This window comes from Brenneria nigrifluens DSM 30175 = ATCC 13028 (genome assembly GCF_005484965.1).
GTDB classification, from domain to species: domain Bacteria; phylum Pseudomonadota; class Gammaproteobacteria; order Enterobacterales; family Enterobacteriaceae; genus Brenneria; species Brenneria nigrifluens.
In genome coordinates this window covers 1,260,800-1,279,356 of the sequence record NZ_CP034036.1, presented here as the reverse complement: position 1 = coordinate 1,279,356, position 18,557 = coordinate 1,260,800, and the positions used below count along the sequence as shown (strand labels likewise).

The window sequence follows — 18,557 nt, the reverse complement described above, 5'->3', positions numbered from 1 at the left end:
ATTAGGTGCATAATAATCCCCCTTATTCTTGCAACAAATTTGCCCCATAAAATGAAGCGCTAACTTCATCCGGCAAGCAGTGGCAGCAGCAAAGAAATATTTTTTCGATTATCGCAACAAGGAATATGGCTAATCATGTTGAAACGTTTTTCCGGTGGTATGACTTTCGCTATTATGACTTCCGCTCTGCTGTTTTCCGCCCCCTGGGCTCCGGCGCAAGCCAAATCATCCGCCGCCGCGCCGCCAAGCGCCATCGAAATCATGCCCGCCGTCAAACTGGGGGAAAACACCACCCTGACGGGCAGCGTGACGCACCGCGAAATCCACCTGCCCGCCACCATTATTATCCGCGATCAGCAGGGCCAGCGCCGGCAAACCCGCACCGACGACGCCGGGAAATATCATATTGACGTTGCAGGATTATCGTCGCCGCTGCGCCTGTTGGCCATCGAGTCCGGCGGCACCAACTGCCAGCTCAGCAATATTCCCCGCGCCATTTGCCTCAACGCTCTGGCCCCGGCCCTTCAATCCGGCGACGATAATATCGTCAATATTAATCCGCTGACCGACCGTATCGTTTCCGACGTCGCCGTCGCCGCCGGCTATATCGGCCCGCAACAGCTATGGGACGACCCCGCGTCGCCCACGCTTGACGGCGGCGCCTGGAAAAAAGCTTACGCCGCGTTTCATGCCGGCTTTAATTCGGCGCTGAAACAGGCGGGCATCGCCGCGCCGGCGCATTTCGATCCCCTGACCTATCCCGCCGCGCAGCAGGACGCCGTCAACAATATTATTCAGGTGATTAACCATAACCGCAGCTATGACAATGATACCGGCTACTCAGGGCATGTGGTGCTGACCGACAGCGCGTTTCGTCCGATTGTCGGACTAAGCGGTCAGGGAGGATATGAGCCGTTGGACTATCGCTTTGCCCGCCAGAATCTGGAGGCGACGCAAAAAGCCCGGATGCGGATCTTCCTGGTGGGGGACTCCACCGCCGCCAGCTACGAAAAGGCGCGCCTGCCGCGCATGGGCTGGGGACAGGTTTTTGAACAGCAGTTCCGTAAAGACGGCGGAGTGAAAGTCGTTAACGGCGCGCGCGCCGGCCGCGGTTCGCGGGACTATTTCTATGCCGGCTGGTTTCGCCAGATGCAGCCGTTGATGAAAGCGGGAGATTTTCTCTTCATTCAGATGGGACACAACGATCAGAACTGTAATAGCGCCAGGCCGGTGCGGGGTGCCGCCGACGTCGCCAATCTGTGTACCTACCCCAATAACGCCGCGGGTGAACGCCAATCCCCGCCGGGTAAATCCGACATGTCGTTCCAGACATCGCTGGAGCGCTACGTGAGTTTTGCCCGCCAGCATCGGTTGATCCCGGTATTGCTCACGCCGACCACCCAAGTCCGCACCGCCGACGGCAAAGACGGCACTCCCGCGGTACACGGCCACTTTACCACGCAGAACGCGCAGGGAGGCTACGCGTTCGTCGGCGACTACAGCCAGACAATCAAAGAAACGGCCGCGGCCAATAAAGTGTTTCTGCTGGATATCGAGTCCGCCACCATCGAGCTGGCCAACAAGGGCAATCGAAATCACTGGAAGCAATACTGGCTGGCGGTCGATCCCGCGCGCTATTCCTTCTACCGCAATCAGAGCGGCAGCCTGAGCAAACCGGATACCACCCACTTTCAGAAAAAAGGGGCGATTGCCGTGTCGGGGATCGTCGCGGATGCTATTCGCCAGACGGCGGAATTAAAAACGCTGGCGGATAAACTGACCAGCAGCCGTAAGCCATAATACAAAGTATCGGTCGGCCGCGCAGGCGGGGAACGCTTGTACTGCGAGCCGCCTGCAAAAGCAGGTCCCCGCTTGCCGCCGCGGGGACGACCGGCGCAGAATAACGGGCCGGATATATAGGCGTCAGATGGCTTCTTCGTCCTCTTCGCCGGTGCGGATACGCACCACGCGGGCCACGTCAAAGACAAAGATTTTACCGTCGCCGATTTTACCTGTCTGGGCGGTCCGCATAATGGTTTCCACGCAGGTATCGACGATATCATCCGCCACCACGATCTCGACTTTCACCTTGGGCAAAAAATCGACCATGTACTCGGCGCCGCGATAAAGCTCAGTGTGGCCTTTCTGCCGGCCGAACCCTTTCACTTCCGTTACCGTCATCCCGGTGATACCCACTTCAGCTAACGCTTCACGCACATCGTCCAGTTTGAACGGCTTGATAATCGCATCAATTTTTTTCATCAAAGAACCTTTACCTATGTTGCGGCTAAAGCCGGGCATCAGCGAACAAAAAGATTGCCGGAGCCAAACTTACAATCCATTAACCTATTCTTTAAAATCGTTGGCGTCCAACTCATGACGCCCCAACAGCTTATAAAACTCGGTCCGGTTACGCCCCGCCATTCGCGCGGCCTGCGTGACGTTGCCTTTGGCAATCTGCAACAGTTTGCGCAGGTAGTTCAGTTCGAACTGATGCCGCGCCTCGACGAACGTCGGCAGCGCGGTGTTTTCACCTTCCAGCGCCTGCTCAACCAGCGCCTCGCTGATAACCGGCGCGCTGGTCAGCGCCACGCACTGTTCAATCACGTTAACCAGTTGCCGTACGTTACCCGGCCAGCTTGCCGTCATCAACCGTTTCATGGCGTCCGTCGAGAAAGCGCGCACAAAAGGCTTATGTCTTGCGGCCGACTCGCGCAGCAGATGGGTCGCCAATAGCGGAATATCTTCCGCCCGCTCATGCAATGCGGGCAGCTTCATATTCACCACGTTTAAGCGATAGTAGAGATCTTCGCGGAACTCGCCTTTTTCCATCGTCTTGGGTAAATCACGATGGGTGGCGGAAATGATCCGCACATCGATATCCAGATCGCGATTGCTGCCCAACGGACGCACCTTGCGCTCCTGCAACACCCGCAATAACTTGACCTGCAACGACAGCGGCATATCGCCGATTTCATCCAAAAACAGCGTACCGCCTTCCGCCGCCTGAAACAGCCCCTCCCGGCTGCTGACCGCGCCGGTAAAAGCCCCTTTCGCATGGCCGAACAGTTCGGACTCCAGCAAAGGTTCCGGCAACGCGCCGCAGTTGATGGCGATAAAGGCTTTTTTCGCCCGCGGGCTGGCGGCATGAATCGCCTGGGCCAACACCTCTTTCCCCGTACCGCTCTGGCCGTGAATCAACACGCTGACGTCCGACTGGGCGACCATCCTGGCCTGCTCCAGCAGGCGCAGCATCAACGGACTGCGGGTAACGATGGCTTCACGCCAGCTTTCATCGCCGGCCGGGGCGGACAAGGCCATTGCCTCGTCGATCGCTTTGTACAACGCATCGCGATCGACCGGTTTGGTCAGGAAGCTGAATACCCCCTGCTGCGTCGCCGCCACCGCGTCGGGAATAGAACCGTGCGCGGTAAGAATAATGACCGGCATGCCGGGCTGATGGCGCTGGATTTCCGAAAAAAGCGCCATACCGTCCATTTCATCCATGCGCAGATCGCTAATCACCAGATCGAAGTGCTCTCTGGTCAGCAGACGCAAGGCTTCCTGACCGCTTTCCGCCGTCGTCACGCTAAAACCTTCGCTGGTCAGACGCATCCCCAGCAGCTTTAGCAGACTGGGATCGTCGTCCACCAACAGCAAATTTGCCGCTCTCCGGGCTGTCATTGGCTTTTCGGCTCCTCGGTCGTCGATTTATCCGCATCCGATTCGGCTGGCGGCGCGTAGGTGTCGTCCGCTTTTACCGCTGCCGCCGGGTTGCGGCGATCGGCGTCGCTCTCGGGCAATTCGCCCGAGAGCTGTTTACGCGACGAAAGCCGACGCTCAATGTCCGTCAGGTTTTCCAGTTTTTGCCGGGTGGTCTCAAGCTGATATTGCAGATGGTTTTGCTGGATGCGCAGGGTGTCCAGCTGTTTATCGCTGGATTCCTGCAAACGCTTATAGCGCAGGCGCTCATCGGATAACGCCAGAAACAGCGTTTGCCTGTCGCGCCAGGTCTGTATCAGCGGGCGTAATGCGGCGGGAAAGGCGAGACGATGTACATTGATTTGCTCCAGCATCTGGCGTCTTTCCGCCTGCGTGATGCCGGCATTATTCAGCAAAATACCCCGCTTGAAAGCGTTCTCCCAGCTGTCGGCCTCCAGCCGCTGCGCTTCTTCGCGCGCCTGATTCTGGGGCAGGCGTCCGGCGCAATCCATCGCCCGCAGCCAGTAAAGCGCATTATTCATCGCTGCGCGGCCATCCACCCGCCAGAGATAACCGCACTGCGCAATACGATAGTCGGTTACCTGCTCTTTCGGCGTTGAATTTTCCGTATCCTGCGACGATACGTAGCTGCTTACATTACTGATGCATCCGGCCAATACCACTACCGGCAATAACATCACCACGGCCTTTAACACACGGCTAACGGAGACATCCAGCACGGCGGGCAGGATGCGCCGCGGGAAAGGACGGGCGAACCATTCATTCATTATCTATTCATTCTCAGAAGTTAATGGCAATTCAATACGAAAACAGACGTCGGCATAGTCAACGGTTATCAGGCTTAGCTCGCCGCGCATACGGCGGATACAATCCCGGGCGATACTCAGCCCCAGCCCGCTGCCTTTTACCGCGCCTTTGCGCTGATGGCTGCCCTGATAAAAGGGCTCGAAAATCATACCATGCTCCGCATCCGGGATCGGCGTACCGCTATTGGCGACCTCAATCTGCACCCGATTGCCGCTCAGACGGCTGCGGATCCAAATGTTACCGGATTCCTCGCCATAGTGCACCGCATTGGAATAGAGATTATCGATGACGCGCATCAACAGCGTGGTTTCCGCCCAACAGTGCTCCGCCTCCAGTTCAATAGCGGTATGCATTGTTTTCGTCCGGGCGGGCAGGCTGTGGGACGACACCACAATATCGACGATTTCCTCGATTTCGACCCGCTCCAGCTCCGTCGGCGCATCCGCCAGTTTACGATTATAGTCCAGCAGTTGGTCTATCAGTTGCAACAGATGCCGGCTGCTGCCGTCCAGAATGGATACCACCTCTTTCTGATCCGCCGTCAGCGGGCCGGCCACTTCGTCCGCCAGCAGTTCGGTGCCTTCGCGCAGGCTCGCCAGCGGCGTTTTCAGCTCATGGGAAATATGCCGGAGAAACTCATGCCGCTGTGATTCCAGCCAGGAAAGCCGCTCGCTCAGCCAGATAATGCGCTGCGCCAGGGAACGAATTTCACGCGGTCCCTTAAAGGTGCTGGTATTGCCCAAAGATCGCCCTTCTCCCAGACGATTGATCATCCGTTCCACCCCATTTACCGGACCGATGATCATCCGGGTAAATAGCACCACCAGTAACAGGCTGACCAGAAACAGCAGCAGGGACTGCCAGCCGAAAAACCGGCCGCGCTCGGCTATCGCCTGTTGCAGCTGCTGACCGCGGGAAAACACCACTTCCCTGGTTATCTGGACCATCTGTCCGTTGGCGCGCGAGAAGTTTTCCAGCAGTTCGGAGGCATCCCGGCCGGGTCCGCTGTTGTGGCAGCTTAACTCCGCAAGCTGGGTTAAATACTGGCGCAGGGTTTGATAATAACGCGGCTCCGGCAGAACGGAGGCGTGGGAATCCAGCATCTGGGAATACTGATTGCGCTGATTTTGGTAGAGCGTCGCCAGCGTCTGGTCATCCAGCACGCAGTACTGGCGATAGCTGCGCTCCATGGCCAGGGCGACGCTGGTCATCGCCTCGCTGCGCCGGGCATCGGTCAAGGTGGTGCGGTTAATCTCCGCCGCCTGTTCGCTGAGGGTGTTCAGGCTTTGATACGCCTGATAAGCCAGCACCAATAAAGGCAGCAGCACCAGCAGAAAAGCCATGATTACTAACTGTCGCAGGGAACGCGGAAATAAACGCCATCGTTTCAAGGAAATCATCTCATTACCCATCGGTTCGCTCTGATGCTAACTGAATGCGCCAAAAACGTCAGAAACGTTTTTAAACATTGCGTAGCAACGACAAGGTTAACAAGGGTGATCATCAACGGGAGAGGAAAGCGGACTGGACTTGGCGTTACGCGGCCGGGAAATAACCTCTTCCGGCCGCGTAACTGAATAGGCGGTGCCTCACTCAACGTGTCGCCCGATGTTTGATAAAGTCGGCTTGCGCGTACGGTTATCGATCTGGTGGACGATAGGCACCCTTTCTTTTGGCGTCATTCCGGATGTTATGAGCGAATTTATCTGCCAATCAGCAGCGCAATCATAACCAGTTGAATGAGCAACGGTGATTATTAAGCACTTATCATGCCAATCTTCAACACCCAACTTAAGCAATTAATTTATATCAATTTTATTTAACGACATTTTAGCGAGTCGCTCTTCTGTCCGCCGATAACGGCGCGAAAACCCGCTTTATGTCGTCAAAAACAGACGTTTTTCCGCTCATGTGATTCAACTTATATAAATCAATCGGTTAAATGTCTCCTATCAGAGACGGTTAAATCTATATTTGTCGCAAAAACACGACACAGGGGAAACAGCGGGGTTATTGCCGCATTTATCACCCACGCAAGGGGCCGAAAGCCCTTGCGTGTTTTACCCGCAGCGAGATTACCCCAGTTGCCGGCGCGCATTGCGGAACATACGCAGCCACGGGCCGTCCTCACCCCACTCTTCCGGATGCCAGGAGTTGCTGACGCTGCGGAATACGCGCTCGGGATGCGGCATCATCACCGTGGCCCGGCCGCTGGCGCTGGTCACGGCGGTAATGCCGTTGGGCGAACCATTGGGGTTGGCCGGATAATTCTCCGTCGCCTGGCCGTAGTGATTCACATAGCGCAACGCCACCAGATTATGCTGCTCAAGCGCCGCCAGATGCGCCGCATCGCGCACTTCAACCTGACCTTCGCCGTGGGAAACCGCGATGGGCATACGCGAACCCGCCATGTCGTTCATAAACAACGATGGGCTCTTCTCCACTTCAACCAGACTAAAGCGGGCCTCAAAACGGTCCGATTTATTGCGCACAAAACGCGGCCACAGATCGGCGCCCGGAATCAGCTCGCGCAGATTCGACATCATCTGACAGCCGTTGCACACCCCTAACGCCAGCGTCTGCGGGCGCTGGAAGAACGCGGTAAACTCGTCGCGCACCCGGGCGTTGAACAGAATGGATTTCGCCCAGCCCTCCCCGGCGCCCAACACATCGCCGTAGGAGAAGCCGCCGCAGGCCACCAGCGCCTGAAAATCCTGCAGATCCCGGCGCCCCGCCAGCAAGTCGCTCATATGGATGTCGACGGCGTCAAACCCGGCGCGGTGGAAAGCCGCCGCCATTTCAATATGGGAGTTAACCCCTTGCTCGCGCAACACCGCCACTTTCGGACGGACCTGCCGGGCAATATAGGGCGCGGCGATATCTTCCTGCGGATCAAACGTCAGCGCCACGTTCAGGCCCGGATCGTTGTCATCCTGCTTGGCGATATGCTCCTGATCGGCGCACTGTGGGTTATCGCGCAGACGCTGCATTTGCCAGGTGGTTTCCGCCCACCAGCGACGCAGCGTGGTGCGGCTCTCATGGTAAACCACCTCGTCGCCGCGGGTAATGATAAAGCGGCCGCCCTCTTCGGCGCGGCCAAGGTAGTGAACGCAATCCGCCAGACCATGGCGGGCGAATACGCTTTCCACTTCGGCCTGACGGGAAGCGGCAACCTGAATAACCGCCCCCAATTCCTCGTTGAACAGCGTCGCCAGCACATCGTCGCCCTGCGCGGCGATATCGACGTTCACGCCGCAGTGGCCGGCAAACGCCATCTCCGCCAGCGTCACCAACAGTCCGCCGTCGGAGCGATCGTGATAGGCCAGCAGGGCTTTTTCCGCCACCAACTGCTGTATGGCGTTAAAGAAAGCGCCCAGTTGATGCGCATTGCGCACGTCCGCGCTATCGCTGCCCAACTGGCGGTAAACCTGCGCCAGCGCGGTGGCGCCCAGCGCCTGATGTCCGGCGCCCAGGTCGATCAGCAATAGCGCGTTATCCTGCTCGGCGCGCAGCTGCGGCGTCACCGTGCCGCGCACGTCTTCCACCCGGGCAAAAGCGGAAATCACCAGCGACAGCGGCGAGGTGATGGCGCGTTCTTCCTCCCCTTTCTGCCAGCGGGTTTTCATCGACATGGAGTCTTTGCCGACGGGAATCGTTAACCCCAGCGCCGGACAAAGTTCTTCGCCGATGGCTTTTACCGCATCATACAGCCCGGCGTCTTCGCCGGGATGGCCGGCAGCCGCCATCCAGTTCGCCGAGAGCTTAACGCGAGTCAGAGGGCCGATATGGGTCGCGGCGATATTGGTCAACGCCTCGCCCACCGCCAGGCGGGCGGAGGCGGCGAAATCAAGCAGCGCCACCGGGGCGCGTTCGCCAATCGACATGGCTTCGCCGTAGTAGCTGTCCAGGCTGGCGGTGGTGACCGCACAGTCCGCCACCGGCACCTGCCACGGACCGACCATCTGGTCGCGCGCCACCATGCCGGTGACCGTGCGGTCGCCAATGGTAATCAGAAAGGTTTTTTCCGCCACCACCGGTAAGTGCAGCACGCGCTCCACCGCTTCCGCCAGATAAATGCCGTCCCGCTGTAACGGCGTGCCCGCCGCCTGCTTGCGCTCGACGTCGCGCAGCATTTTCGGCGTTTTACCCAGTAATACGTCCAGCGGCAGATCGATCGGCTGATTGTTGAAGTGACGGTCGTTCAGCGTCAGGTGCAGTTCTTCCGTCGCCTCGCCAATCACCGCGTAAGGCGCGCGCTCGCGGCGGCAGATTTCGTCAAACCGCGCTAATTGCTCCGGCGCGACGGCCAGCACATAACGCTCCTGCGACTCGTTGCACCACACTTCCAGCGGACTCATGCCCGGTTCGTCATTCAAAATATCGCGCAGTTCAAAACGGCCGCCGCGGCCGCCGTCGCTGACCAGTTCCGGCATGGCGTTGGACAGGCCGCCCGCGCCCACGTCATGAATAAACAGAATCGGATTCTCCTCACCCAGTTGCCAGCAACGGTCGATCACCTCCTGGCAGCGGCGCTCCATTTCCGGGTTATCGCGCTGCACCGAGGCGAAATCCAGGTCGGCGTCCGACTGGCCGGAGGCCATTGACGACGCCGCCCCGCCCCCCAGGCCGATATTCATCGACGGACCGCCCAGCACGATCAGCTTGGCGCCGACGCTGATTTCGCCTTTTTGCACATGGTCGGCGCGGATATTGCCAAGACCGCCGGCCAGCATGATGGGCTTGTGATAACCGCGCAGTTCGGTGCCGTTATGGCTGTCGACCCGCTCTTCATAGGTGCGGAAATAGCCGGTCAGCGCGGGACGGCCGAATTCATTGTTAAACGCCGCGCCGCCCAGCGGGCCGTCTGTCATGATATCCAGCGCGCTGACGATGCGCTCGGGTTTGCCGAAGTCCTCTTCCCACGGCTGTTCGAAACCGGGGATACGCAGGTTTGATACGGAGAATCCGACCAGGCCCGCCTTGGGTTTGGAGCCGCGTCCGGTTGCGCCTTCATCGCGAATTTCGCCGCCGGAGCCGGTTGCCGCTCCCGGCCAGGGTGAAATCGCCGTCGGGTGGTTGTGGGTTTCCACTTTCATCAGGATATGCGCCTCTTCCTGATGGTAATCATAATTGCCCTGGGTATCGGCGTAGAAACGCCCGACGGCGGAGCCTTCCATCACCGCCGCGTTATCCTTATAGGCGGATAACACGTGCTGCGGCGTGTGGCTAAAGGTGTTCTTAATCATCTTGAACAGCGATTTCGGCTGTGCCACGCCGTCGATCACCCAGTCGGCGTTGAAAATTTTATGCCGGCAATGCTCGGAGTTCGCCTGGGCGAACATATACAGTTCGATATCCGTCGGGTTGCGGTCCAGCCTGGTAAACGCATCCAACAGGTAATCTATTTCATCTTCCGCCAGTGCCAGTCCCAGGCGGACATTCGCTTCCTCCAGCGCCTGACGGCCCTGTATGAGGATCTCGACGCGTTTTAACGGCGCGGGCTGGTGATGAGAGAAAAGTTTTTCAGCCTGCCGCATCTCATCGAAAACGCTTTCCATCATCCGATCGTGCAGCAACGCCCCCAGTTGCCGCCACTGTTCATCGTTCAGCGTCGGCGCATGAATATAGAAAGCCAGGCCGCGCTCCAGCCGCAAGACCTTATTCAGCCCGCAGTTATGCGCAATGTCGGTGGCTTTAGAGGACCACGGCGAGATGGTGCCGGGGCGAGGAGTAACCAGCAGCAGGCGGCCCTGCGGTTCGTGTTCGGCGAGAGAAGGACCATATTTCAGCAAACGCGCCAGTTTGGCCTGCTCATCATTGTTCAGCGGGGCGCTGACATCGGCGAAATGCACGTATTCGGCATAGATATCACCGATCGGCAAAAAGTGCTCTTTGCAGCGGACAAGCAGTTTATTAACACGAAAAGCCGACAAAGCAGGTGAACCACGCAGTATTTCCATAATCTAAAGTTCTCTCGTCTTCGATGCACTGACCGGCGTGCAGTCATTGGGCGCTACAAGGGGGGAAACGCGCGCCATTATAGTGAATCCTTTCCGCGGACGAAACCGTTTGCGCGGTTATTGTTGCACATCGCATCCCGGCATAGGTTAATCATTAACCAAATCAATAAAAGTTGCACGCCGGCGCTTTGTTAAGCAAAATGCCCCGACTCTGGGACTTTCGTATAAAAAATCGCCTGGAGCGATTTTCAACGTCGCTTGCGACGGCCCGTAGGGCGAGTCTCATGGATGAGACGAGTAAAAAATCGCCGGGAACGATGGCTACAGACAAAGAGGCTGGCAAGCCGCAGAGAGACAATTATTTGAAGCGTTTAAAATTAAACTATTTTTTCATCGGGGTTATCACGCTGCTGCTGGCGTTGGCCTTATGGCCCAATATCCCCTGGCGCAGCAGTCAGGACGATCAGCTCAGACAGATCCTCTCGCGCGGCGAGTTGCGGATCAGCACCATCGACTCGCCGCTGACTTACTACCTCAGTAAAGGCGCCCCGGCAGGTCTCGATTATGAACTGGCAAAACGTTTCGCCGACTATCTCGGCGTCAAGCTGGTGGTTTCGTCGCGCAAAAATCTTGACGATCTGTTTGACGACCTGGATGACGACGATGCGGATATACTGGCCGCCGGATTAATCTACAATCATGAGCGCCTGGAGCGTTACCGCGCCGGACCGACCTATTATTCGGTCTCGCAACAGCTGGTGTATCGCCTGGGGAACGCCCGTCCCAAAACGCTGGAAAAATTAACCGGCCGCCTGGCCGTAACCGCCGGATCTGCGCACGCCGCCACGCTGCGCGATCTGAAAACCGAAAAATATCCGCCGTTAAACTGGGAGTCGGTTTCCGAGCTTACCACCCAGGAGTTGCTGAAAGCGGTGGTTGACGGCAAACTCGACTATACGCTGGGGGATTCCGTCACCATCGGTTTAATGCAGCGTATTCATCCGCAGCTCGCCGTGGCGTTCGATCTCAGCGATGAAGAGCCGGTCACCTGGTATATGCGGCGCTCTAATGACGATAGCCTGACGGCGGCGTTACTGGATTTTTTCAGCCGCATCGTTGAAGACGGCACCCTCGCCCGGCTGGAGGAGAAATACCTGGGCCATGTGGGCGAGTTTGATTACGTCGACACCACCACTTTCCTGCGCGCCATTGATGAAACCCTGCCCGATTTCCAGCCGTTGTTTGAAAAATATGCGACGGAGATCGACTGGAAACTGCTGGCCGCCATCGCCTATCAGGAGTCGCACTGGAATCCGCAGGCCACCTCGCCGACCGGCGTTCGCGGGCTGATGATGCTCACCCGCAACACCGCGGAAAGTCTGAATGTAACCGACCGTCTCGACCCGGAACAGAGCATTCGCGGCGGCGCGCAATATATGTCGCATATGATGCAAAAAATGCCCGATACCATTCCCGACGATGAAAAGATCTGGTTCGCGCTGGCGGCCTACAATATGGGGTACGCCCATTTGCTGGACGCCCGCAAACTGACCGCCAAACAGCAAGGCGACCCGGATAGCTGGGTCGATGTGAAAATACGCCTGCCGATGCTCAGCCAGAAGCGTTACTACACGCAGACGACTTACGGCTATGCGCGCGGACAGCAAGCCTACAGCTATGTGGAAAACATTCGTCGTTATATGGTGAGTCTTGAAGGGTATTTGCTGGAGAAAGAGGCCAGGGCGAAACTGCGGCTGTTGTCGGCGCAGGCTTATCCGGCCGTTGCGCCGGATAAAGTGCCGGATTAGGCCGACGCCGCGCTTAATTCGCGGCCTTTTTTTCCGCGTCCCGCCGCGCTTTGTGCTGTTCGCGGCGCCGGCGGAAAAAAGCGCTCAGCGTGGCGGAGCATTCGGCGGCCAGGATGCCGGAATCGACGACAATCTGATGATTCATGCCGGGATGGCGCAGAATATCCACCAGCGACCCGGCGGCGCCGGTTTTTTCATCCGCCGCGCCGTACACCAGCCGGCCGATGCGGCTGTGGATCATCGCCCCGGCGCACATAATGCAAGGCTCCAGCGTAACATACAGGGTGGTATGCAGCAGGCGGTAGTTCCGTAACGCCGCCCCGCCTTGCCGCAGCGCCATGATCTCGGCATGGGCGGTGGGATCATGATGCCCGATCGGGCGATTCCAGCCTTCGCCCACCACCTGGTTGTCCAGCACCAGCACCGCGCCGACCGGCACCTCGCCTTCATCCTGAGCGCGCCGGGCCAGCGTCAGCGCATAGCGCATCCAATATTCATCATCCAGTACGCGGCTCACGATATCCTCTTACGCTATTTTCTGCTGTCACTTTTGGCGGCGGGCATTATACATGGTTAATGCCAATGCCATCGGCCAAACAAGAGAAAAAATAACCGAAAGCAAGTCCCAATAAGATGGGTGTTATACCCATAAAAATTTTGACGCCATTATCATTGATGGGTATCATACCCACATATTGACGAGATGGAGACTCGATGCAAAGTGCAGAATTAATTAAACGCTTAGAGGCTGACGGATGGGTTAAGCAGCGACAGACAGGAAGCCATGTAACGCTGAGTAAACCGGGAGTAAGGAAAATCATCACCATCCCCCACCCCAGAAAGGATTCGTCAAAAGGGGTTGTCCGCCAGGCTCAAGAGATATCAGGTCTCAAATTGCTATAACGGGGAGCGGCCGAAAGCTTCCCTCTCTGCAAACAACATCATCTAAATTTTGTGAGGTAAAATGATTTATCCGCTTTTTATTTTCAAAACAGACAGCGGCACGTTTGATGGCTACTTTCCGGATGTAGACGGGTGTTTCTTTGCCAGCGACACGCTGGAGAATGCCATACGCGACGCTGAGACAGCATTCGGTCAACACATGGAGGTATTAACAGAGCAAGGCGGGCACGTCCCCGCTCCACGCGATCCAGCCGATTATCTCGGTGACGAACGTCTAATCGCAGATAACGGCTTTATGGCATTGGTGGAAATAGATCCGACAAAATACGAAACCAAAGCCGTTAAGTTCAATCTCACCATGCCCGGCAATCTCATTACTGCAATTGACCGCTATATTCAGCAAAACGGGCATTATAAAAATCGCTCGGCGTTCCTCTCTGAGTTAGCCAGAAAAGAGATTGCGCGAGGGTAAGGTTATGGGCTGCCGCAAGGTGACCCATTCTTTCCTTAAAATATAACGCCGGAGGGGAATTACTCCAACTGCTGCAAACTGCCGTTGGGCGTCACCCGCCAGCGATGCTCGCAAAAATAGAGCAGCGGGTTATCCTGTTTACTGTCGCTGTAGCCGCTATAGAGCTTCAGCGGCGCGCCCAGACGCCGTTCCATCTGAATGACTTTTTCCTGCCCCAGACAGCGCAGCGTCAATACCCAGCCGCCGCTGCGTCGGGTTATCTGGCTGCCCATCAGCCGGACGCCGGGCAAAAAAGGAGCATCATGATAGACCTGCTCAACCAGCCGCTGCGGCGAACCGGTTACCAGCCAGACCTGCGTCTGGGTATCCTGTAAATATTCTTTCAGCCGCTGCTGCACCTGCGGGAAAGGCGTCACCTGACGGCGGAAGTGACTGACGAACAGCTGTTCCAGGCGCAGCAGATTATCTTCGCGGCGGCCAAAGGTAATCGCCCATAACAGCCAGCTCATCGGCCAGCGGGCGGCGCGGCCGCGCACCAGCAAACCGGCGCCGATAACCGGCAATAGCGGGAGCACCAGCAGCAGATTGAGCGGCAACCGCCTGAGCAAAAAGCGCAAAAAACTACCGAACATATCCTGTTGATGCAGCGTGCCGTCCAAATCAAAAAACACGATGCGCAGGTCTGGCTTATCACTCAAAACGTCACTCCTTGGCAATCCGTTAACAAAAATAAAAGACGATGTTGTATCGCATCAGGCAATCAGCGCCTCGCGCAGATAGCCATTATGGCGTATCAGCTTCTGCCGTGCGTCTTGCGCGCTCACTCCGCTCAGAATCATCAGAATAGCAGGTTTCACCTCATTCCCCGTCTGCGCCAATGCCTGTCGCGCCGTCTCCGCATCCGCGCCCGTGGCTTCGATGACTATCCGGCAGGCGCGATCCAGCAATTTGACGTTGGTGGCTTTTACATCCACCATCAGATTCTGGTACACCTTGCCCAACTTAACCATGACGCCGGTGGAAATCATATTCAGCACCAGCTTTTGCGCCGTTCCCGATTTCAGCCGGGTCGATCCCGTCAAGGCCTCCGGGCCGACAAGCGGCGAAATGGCCACCTGGGCTTCCCGGGCTATCGGAGAGTTCGGGTTACAGGAGATGGCCGCGGTACGGCAGCGCAGACGGCGGGCATAGCGCAAGGCGCCGATAACATAGGGCGTTCTGCCGGACGCCGCCAGACCGATCACCATATCCTCCGCCGTGAGATTGAGCGCGACAAGATCGGCCTCGCCCAGCGCCGGATCGTCCTCCGCCCCTTCCACCGCGTTAAGCAACGCCCCCGGACCACCGGCTATCAGGCCGATCACCAGCCCGTGCGGCACCCCAAACGTCGGCGGGCACTCCGCCGCATCCAGCACCCCCAAACGGCCGCTGGTTCCCGCTCCGAGATAAATCAGCCGTCCTCCCGCTTGCAGCGCCGCCGTCGCCAAATCGACCGCGTCGGCGATCGCCGGCAATACCTGGCGGATAGCCTCCGGCACCTTTTGATCTTCCTGATTAAAAGCCCGCATCATTTCCAGCGTAGAGAGCTTGTCCAAATCCATCGTGGCGGGATTACGGGTTTCCGATACCAGTTTCCCTAAATGGAAAACACCTGAATTCATCTTGCTTACCTCATATATTGCGCCGCTCTTTTTCTTGCGGCGTTGTCCTGCTGCCATAGTAATCACTTTTTGCTGCTATAAAAGTAAGATATTCTGTAACTATATCTATAATCTGATTTATTCGTCTGCGCGCGGTTGAGACTACCCGTTGGGCACACAGAGAACATCGGTGCAATACCTCTTGCCTAAGGCATCCTGTTACAAGCTTTTTCTCGTCTGCTGTCTGCTGTTACCGCTGGCGGGCTTCCTGCGCGCGGACTGGGACTTCCCCCTGGTTACCCAGCGCACGGAGCAGCTTTACGGCCCCGCCGCGCCGGAAGCCAGGCGAAGAATTAACGAATGGCAGGCGTTACTGACCGCCCAACGTAATGCGGGGGAACAACAACAGCTGGAAGCCGTGAACCGTTTTTTTAATGACCGTTTGCTGTTTCGCGATGATAGGGTCATCTGGAATCAAGGAGACTACTGGGCCAGCCCCATAGAAGCGCTGCGCAAAGGCGCGGCGGATTGCGAAGACTACGCGATCGCCAAATACCTCACCCTGCGTCAGTTAGGCGTAGCGAGTGAAAAACTGCGCATCACTTACGTAAAAGCGTTGCGTCTTAATCAGGCTCATATGGTGCTTACCTATTATCCGACGCCGACCGCGATCCCACTGGTGCTTGATAACCTGACGGGCAAAATTCAACCTGCGACCCAGCGCACCGACTTACTGCCGGTTTACTCCTTTAATGGAGAGGGATTATGGTTACCGGGCGCCAGCGGCAACAAGCGCGTCGGCGACAGCAAACGACTTTCGCGCTGGCAGGCGTTATTAACCAAAATGCGCGCCGAGGGATTTTCAATTGAGGAGTAGGATGAGGCTATGTCTCTATACAAACAATTACTGATAGCCATCTGCCTGTTCGTGCTGATTATTTTCAGCGGGAGTTTTTTCGTCAGCCTGGAAAACTCCCGCGAGCATTCCAATAACCAGCTGCGTTCCCATGCACAGGATGCGGCAACCGCGCTGGGGTTGTCCCTGACGCCGAATATTGACGATCCGGCGATGGTGGAGCTGATGGTCAGTTCCATCTTTGACAGCGGCTACTTTTCCAGCATCCGCGTTCGCGATTTAAAAACGGATAACATTACCCTGGAACGCGCGGCGTCACCGGAAGTGCCCGACGTGCCGGCCTGGTTTGTGCGGCTGGTTAATCTGCAACCCGGCGCGGGCGAAGCGATAGTCATGCGCGGATGGGAACAGGCGGCCAAGGTGGAAGTGGTCAGCCACCCGATGTTCGCCGTCACGCGGTTGTGGAAAAGCAGTTTGGCCACGCTTATCTGGCTGCTCAGCTGTGGTACGCTAGGGGTGTTGTTCGGGGCGATACTGCTGCGCCGCCAGCTGCGCCCGCTGGACTATATGGTCAAGCAGTCGCTGGCCATTACCCGCCGCGAGTTTCTCAGCCAGCCCGATCTGCCCAGCACGCCCGAGTTCCGCCGCGTGGCGCAGGCGATGAATCTGATGGTCAGTAAGCTGAAAACGCTATTTGAGGAAGAAGCCGAACGCAGCGAACGCCTGCGTCAGGAAGCCTATCAGGACCCGCAGACCGGTCTGGCCAACCGCCGCGCTTTCGATATTCAGTTTCAGGACAAACTTGCCGATGACGAGACGTCCCCGGGCTTCCTGATTATGATCCGCCTTCAGGATCTATCGGGCATGAACCAGCGGCTTGGGGGACATCGCACCGACACGCTGCTGGCCTCCATCGGACAGATCATCCGCACAACCCAAAAGCAGTATGTCACCACGGAAAGCCTGTCCGCCCGTATCCGCGGCGGCGAATTCGCCCTGCTCTGCCCCGGGCTGGTGGACAAGGAAGCCTTCGCCCTGATAGGCGAGCTGACGCGCAACATTGAAAGCCTGTATTTGACCGGTGAAACCGACGTCTCCCCGGTGGCCAGATTTTGCATGGTGCCGTTCCGCCACGGAGATAGCGCGCAATCCCTGCTGATACACGGCGACCAAGCGCTGACCCGCGCCGAAAGCCATTCCGACAAAACCACCGTCGACCAACCGCTGCAATCCTTGGAGCAGGTGGAAACCGACCGGCATATGTGGTTTAACCGGCTCGACCCTATATTGGAACAGGAACGGCTGCAGCTTTTCCTGCAACCGGTGGTGGAGTGTCTCAATCCGGATAAGGTGCTGCATCATAAGGTGCTGGCAAGAATTGAGGATGAACAGGGAAACAGTATTGCCGCAGGCCGCTTTCTACCGTGGATACAGCGTTTTGGCTGGAATACCCGGCTGGATCAGGCGATGTTGAAACTGGTATTGGATTATCTGCGCCGGCATAAGGGAACGCTGGCGTTAAGTCTCTCCTGCAACACCGTCCTCGATCTGCCTTTGATGGCTCGATTGCTGGAACCGCTGAAACAGCAGCCTCATCTGGCCGAACGCCTGATTCTGGAATTAGATGAGAATCAACTGCCGGATTCCACGCAGTTTGATGCGTTAATCAAGCTGCTGAACGAATATGGCTGCGCGCTGGGGCTTCAGCACTTCGGCGGCCGCTTTAATATGATCGGCAATTTATCGCAATGGGGGCTGGCTTACTTAAAAATAGACGGCAGCTATATCCGCGATATCGATCGTGAAGAGGATAAAAAAATGTTTATTGAAGCAATGTATCGCGCCACCAATAGCATAGCGCTGCCGCTTATCGCCGAACGTGTGGAAACTGCCGGCGAATTGGCAGTGCTGCAGGAAATGGGACTGCAAGGGGCAATGGGACGTTTACTGGGAGAACCGGCGCCGGCCAAGTGACCGGTCAGACGGCCAGATGAAAAACGGCCCCAGCGGGCCGTTTTTCATCTACCATTGCGATAATCAGAACATGCCGTCTTCATCATCGCCGATCAGCTTGTTCAATCCGCCGTTCAACGCTTCACGCGCCTGTGCCCGGCCAATTAGCTTTAACTGCGCCGCCGACGGGAAATCAGTAATACTGATCACCCCTTTATTAATGAGTACCTGAATCAAATCTTCAAGTACCCGCACCATTTCCAGGTCGCTTTGGCGCAGCTGTTGCAAACCGTTCAGCGCCGTTTGATGACTTTCATACCACGCCAACGCCTCTGTTGAGTCCTCAGCCAGTTCACCATTCATTTCAGGAAAAGGATGCTCCTCAACCCTGATCAGGTGACCGTTACCATTACGCTGGATATAAAACATACTCAG

General features: G+C 57.1%; 15 protein-coding genes. 6 read left to right on the top strand and 9 right to left on the bottom strand.

The window, feature by feature from the left end; genetic code table 11:
• Positions 1-135: 135 nt before the first annotated feature.
• Positions 136-1,800: a pectin acetylesterase PaeY gene (gene paeY / locus EH206_RS05825; RefSeq protein WP_009111868.1), complete on the top strand. Its 1,665-nt coding sequence runs from the start codon at positions 136-138 to the stop codon at positions 1,798-1,800.
• Between the two features lie 123 nt (positions 1,801-1,923).
• Here the strand turns inward: paeY and glnB are convergent, their stop codons facing one another.
• The 5 genes from glnB to purL all read right to left on the bottom strand — a co-directional run bounded on the left by glnB (position 1,924) and on the right by purL (position 10,490).
• Positions 1,924-2,262 (bottom strand): nitrogen regulatory protein P-II, encoded by a 339-nt coding sequence (glnB, locus tag EH206_RS05820; RefSeq protein WP_009111867.1) that lies wholly within the window; start codon positions 2,260-2,262, stop codon positions 1,924-1,926.
• 84 nt (positions 2,263-2,346) lie between these two features.
• Complete coding sequence (gene glrR, locus EH206_RS05815; protein WP_009111866.1) at positions 2,347-3,684, bottom strand: two-component system response regulator GlrR; 1,338 nt, start codon at positions 3,682-3,684, stop codon at positions 2,347-2,349.
• The gene (qseG, locus tag EH206_RS05810; RefSeq protein WP_009111865.1) at positions 3,681-4,490 is read right to left on the bottom strand and encodes a two-component system QseEF-associated lipoprotein QseG; all 810 of its coding nucleotides are present in this window, start codon (positions 4,488-4,490) and stop codon (positions 3,681-3,683) included. The genes glrR and qseG overlap by 4 nt, the downstream gene beginning before the upstream one ends.
• Before the next feature lie 3 nt (positions 4,491-4,493).
• Positions 4,494-5,930: a sensor histidine kinase gene (locus EH206_RS05805; RefSeq protein ID WP_040342975.1), complete on the bottom strand. Its 1,437-nt coding sequence runs from the start codon at positions 5,928-5,930 to the stop codon at positions 4,494-4,496.
• A gap of 675 nt (positions 5,931-6,605) precedes the next feature.
• Entirely contained in the window at positions 6,606-10,490 is a 3,885-nt protein-coding gene (gene purL / locus EH206_RS05800) for a phosphoribosylformylglycinamidine synthase (protein ID WP_009111863.1), read from the bottom strand.
• Between the two features lie 317 nt (positions 10,491-10,807).
• On the opposite strand from purL, the gene mltF reads away from it, so the two are divergent.
• The gene (gene mltF / locus EH206_RS05795; protein WP_050815639.1) at positions 10,808-12,298 is read left to right on the top strand and encodes a membrane-bound lytic murein transglycosylase MltF; all 1,491 of its coding nucleotides are present in this window, start codon (positions 10,808-10,810) and stop codon (positions 12,296-12,298) included.
• Between the two features lie 13 nt (positions 12,299-12,311).
• Here mltF and tadA read toward each other — a convergent pair whose 3' ends face one another.
• Positions 12,312-12,785, bottom strand: coding sequence for a tRNA adenosine(34) deaminase TadA (tadA, locus tag EH206_RS05790; protein WP_040343693.1), 474 nt, complete (start codon positions 12,783-12,785; stop codon positions 12,312-12,314).
• A 227-nt stretch (positions 12,786-13,012) separates the two neighbouring features.
• Here tadA and EH206_RS05785 point away from each other — a divergent pair, with 227 nt between their 5' ends.
• Both EH206_RS05785 and EH206_RS05780 read left to right on the top strand, forming a co-directional pair.
• Complete coding sequence (locus EH206_RS05785) at positions 13,013-13,201, top strand: type II toxin-antitoxin system HicA family toxin (RefSeq protein ID WP_009111860.1); 189 nt, start codon at positions 13,013-13,015, stop codon at positions 13,199-13,201.
• A gap of 61 nt (positions 13,202-13,262) precedes the next feature.
• The gene (locus tag EH206_RS05780; protein WP_009111859.1) at positions 13,263-13,673 is read left to right on the top strand and encodes a type II toxin-antitoxin system HicB family antitoxin; all 411 of its coding nucleotides are present in this window, start codon (positions 13,263-13,265) and stop codon (positions 13,671-13,673) included.
• A gap of 59 nt (positions 13,674-13,732) precedes the next feature.
• On the opposite strand, the gene yfhb is transcribed toward EH206_RS05780, so the two are convergent.
• The gene (yfhb, locus tag EH206_RS05775; protein ID WP_009111858.1) at positions 13,733-14,371 is read right to left on the bottom strand and encodes a phosphatidylglycerophosphatase C; all 639 of its coding nucleotides are present in this window, start codon (positions 14,369-14,371) and stop codon (positions 13,733-13,735) included.
• A gap of 54 nt (positions 14,372-14,425) precedes the next feature.
• The gene (gene murQ / locus EH206_RS05770; RefSeq protein WP_009111857.1) at positions 14,426-15,334 is read right to left on the bottom strand and encodes an N-acetylmuramic acid 6-phosphate etherase; all 909 of its coding nucleotides are present in this window, start codon (positions 15,332-15,334) and stop codon (positions 14,426-14,428) included.
• A 169-nt stretch (positions 15,335-15,503) separates the two neighbouring features.
• Between murQ and lapG the strand changes: the two genes are divergently transcribed.
• Together lapG and lapD are read left to right on the top strand one after the other, a co-directional pair.
• Entirely contained in the window at positions 15,504-16,190 is a 687-nt protein-coding gene (gene lapG / locus EH206_RS05765; RefSeq protein ID WP_009111856.1) for a cysteine protease LapG, read from the top strand.
• A gap of 9 nt (positions 16,191-16,199) precedes the next feature.
• Complete coding sequence (lapD, locus tag EH206_RS05760) at positions 16,200-18,143, top strand: cyclic di-GMP receptor LapD (RefSeq protein WP_009111855.1); 1,944 nt, start codon at positions 16,200-16,202, stop codon at positions 18,141-18,143.
• Positions 18,144-18,206: 63 nt separating this feature from the next.
• On the opposite strand, the gene EH206_RS05755 is transcribed toward lapD, so the two are convergent.
• Positions 18,207-18,551, bottom strand: a complete 345-nt coding sequence (locus EH206_RS05755; protein ID WP_009111854.1) for a hypothetical protein — start codon at positions 18,549-18,551, stop codon at positions 18,207-18,209.
• Positions 18,552-18,557 lie beyond the last annotated feature (6 nt).

Coding starts and splice junctions, on each gene's coding strand:
- EH206_RS05755 (WP_009111854.1), bottom strand. CDS start 18,551: ATGTTTTATATCCAGCGTAATGGTAACGGTCACCTGATCAGGGTTGAG.
- qseG (WP_009111865.1), bottom strand. CDS start 4,490: ATGAATGAATGGTTCGCCCGTCCTTTCCCGCGGCGCATCCTGCCCGCC.
- tadA (WP_040343693.1), bottom strand. CDS start 12,785: ATGCGCTATGCGCTGACGCTGGCCCGGCGCGCTCAGGATGAAGGCGAG.
- murQ (WP_009111857.1), bottom strand. CDS start 15,334: ATGAATTCAGGTGTTTTCCATTTAGGGAAACTGGTATCGGAAACCCGT.
- glrR (WP_009111866.1), bottom strand. CDS start 3,684: ATGACAGCCCGGAGAGCGGCAAATTTGCTGTTGGTGGACGACGATCCC.
- EH206_RS05805 (WP_040342975.1), bottom strand. CDS start 5,930: ATGATTTCCTTGAAACGATGGCGTTTATTTCCGCGTTCCCTGCGACAG.
- purL (WP_009111863.1), bottom strand. CDS start 10,490: ATGGAAATACTGCGTGGTTCACCTGCTTTGTCGGCTTTTCGTGTTAAT.
- lapD (WP_009111855.1), top strand. CDS start 16,200: ATGTCTCTATACAAACAATTACTGATAGCCATCTGCCTGTTCGTGCTG.
- EH206_RS05785 (WP_009111860.1), top strand. CDS start 13,013: ATGCAAAGTGCAGAATTAATTAAACGCTTAGAGGCTGACGGATGGGTT.
- EH206_RS05780 (WP_009111859.1), top strand. CDS start 13,263: ATGATTTATCCGCTTTTTATTTTCAAAACAGACAGCGGCACGTTTGAT.
- paeY (WP_009111868.1), top strand. CDS start 136: ATGTTGAAACGTTTTTCCGGTGGTATGACTTTCGCTATTATGACTTCC.
- mltF (WP_050815639.1), top strand. CDS start 10,808: ATGGCTACAGACAAAGAGGCTGGCAAGCCGCAGAGAGACAATTATTTG.
- glnB (WP_009111867.1), bottom strand. CDS start 2,262: ATGAAAAAAATTGATGCGATTATCAAGCCGTTCAAACTGGACGATGTG.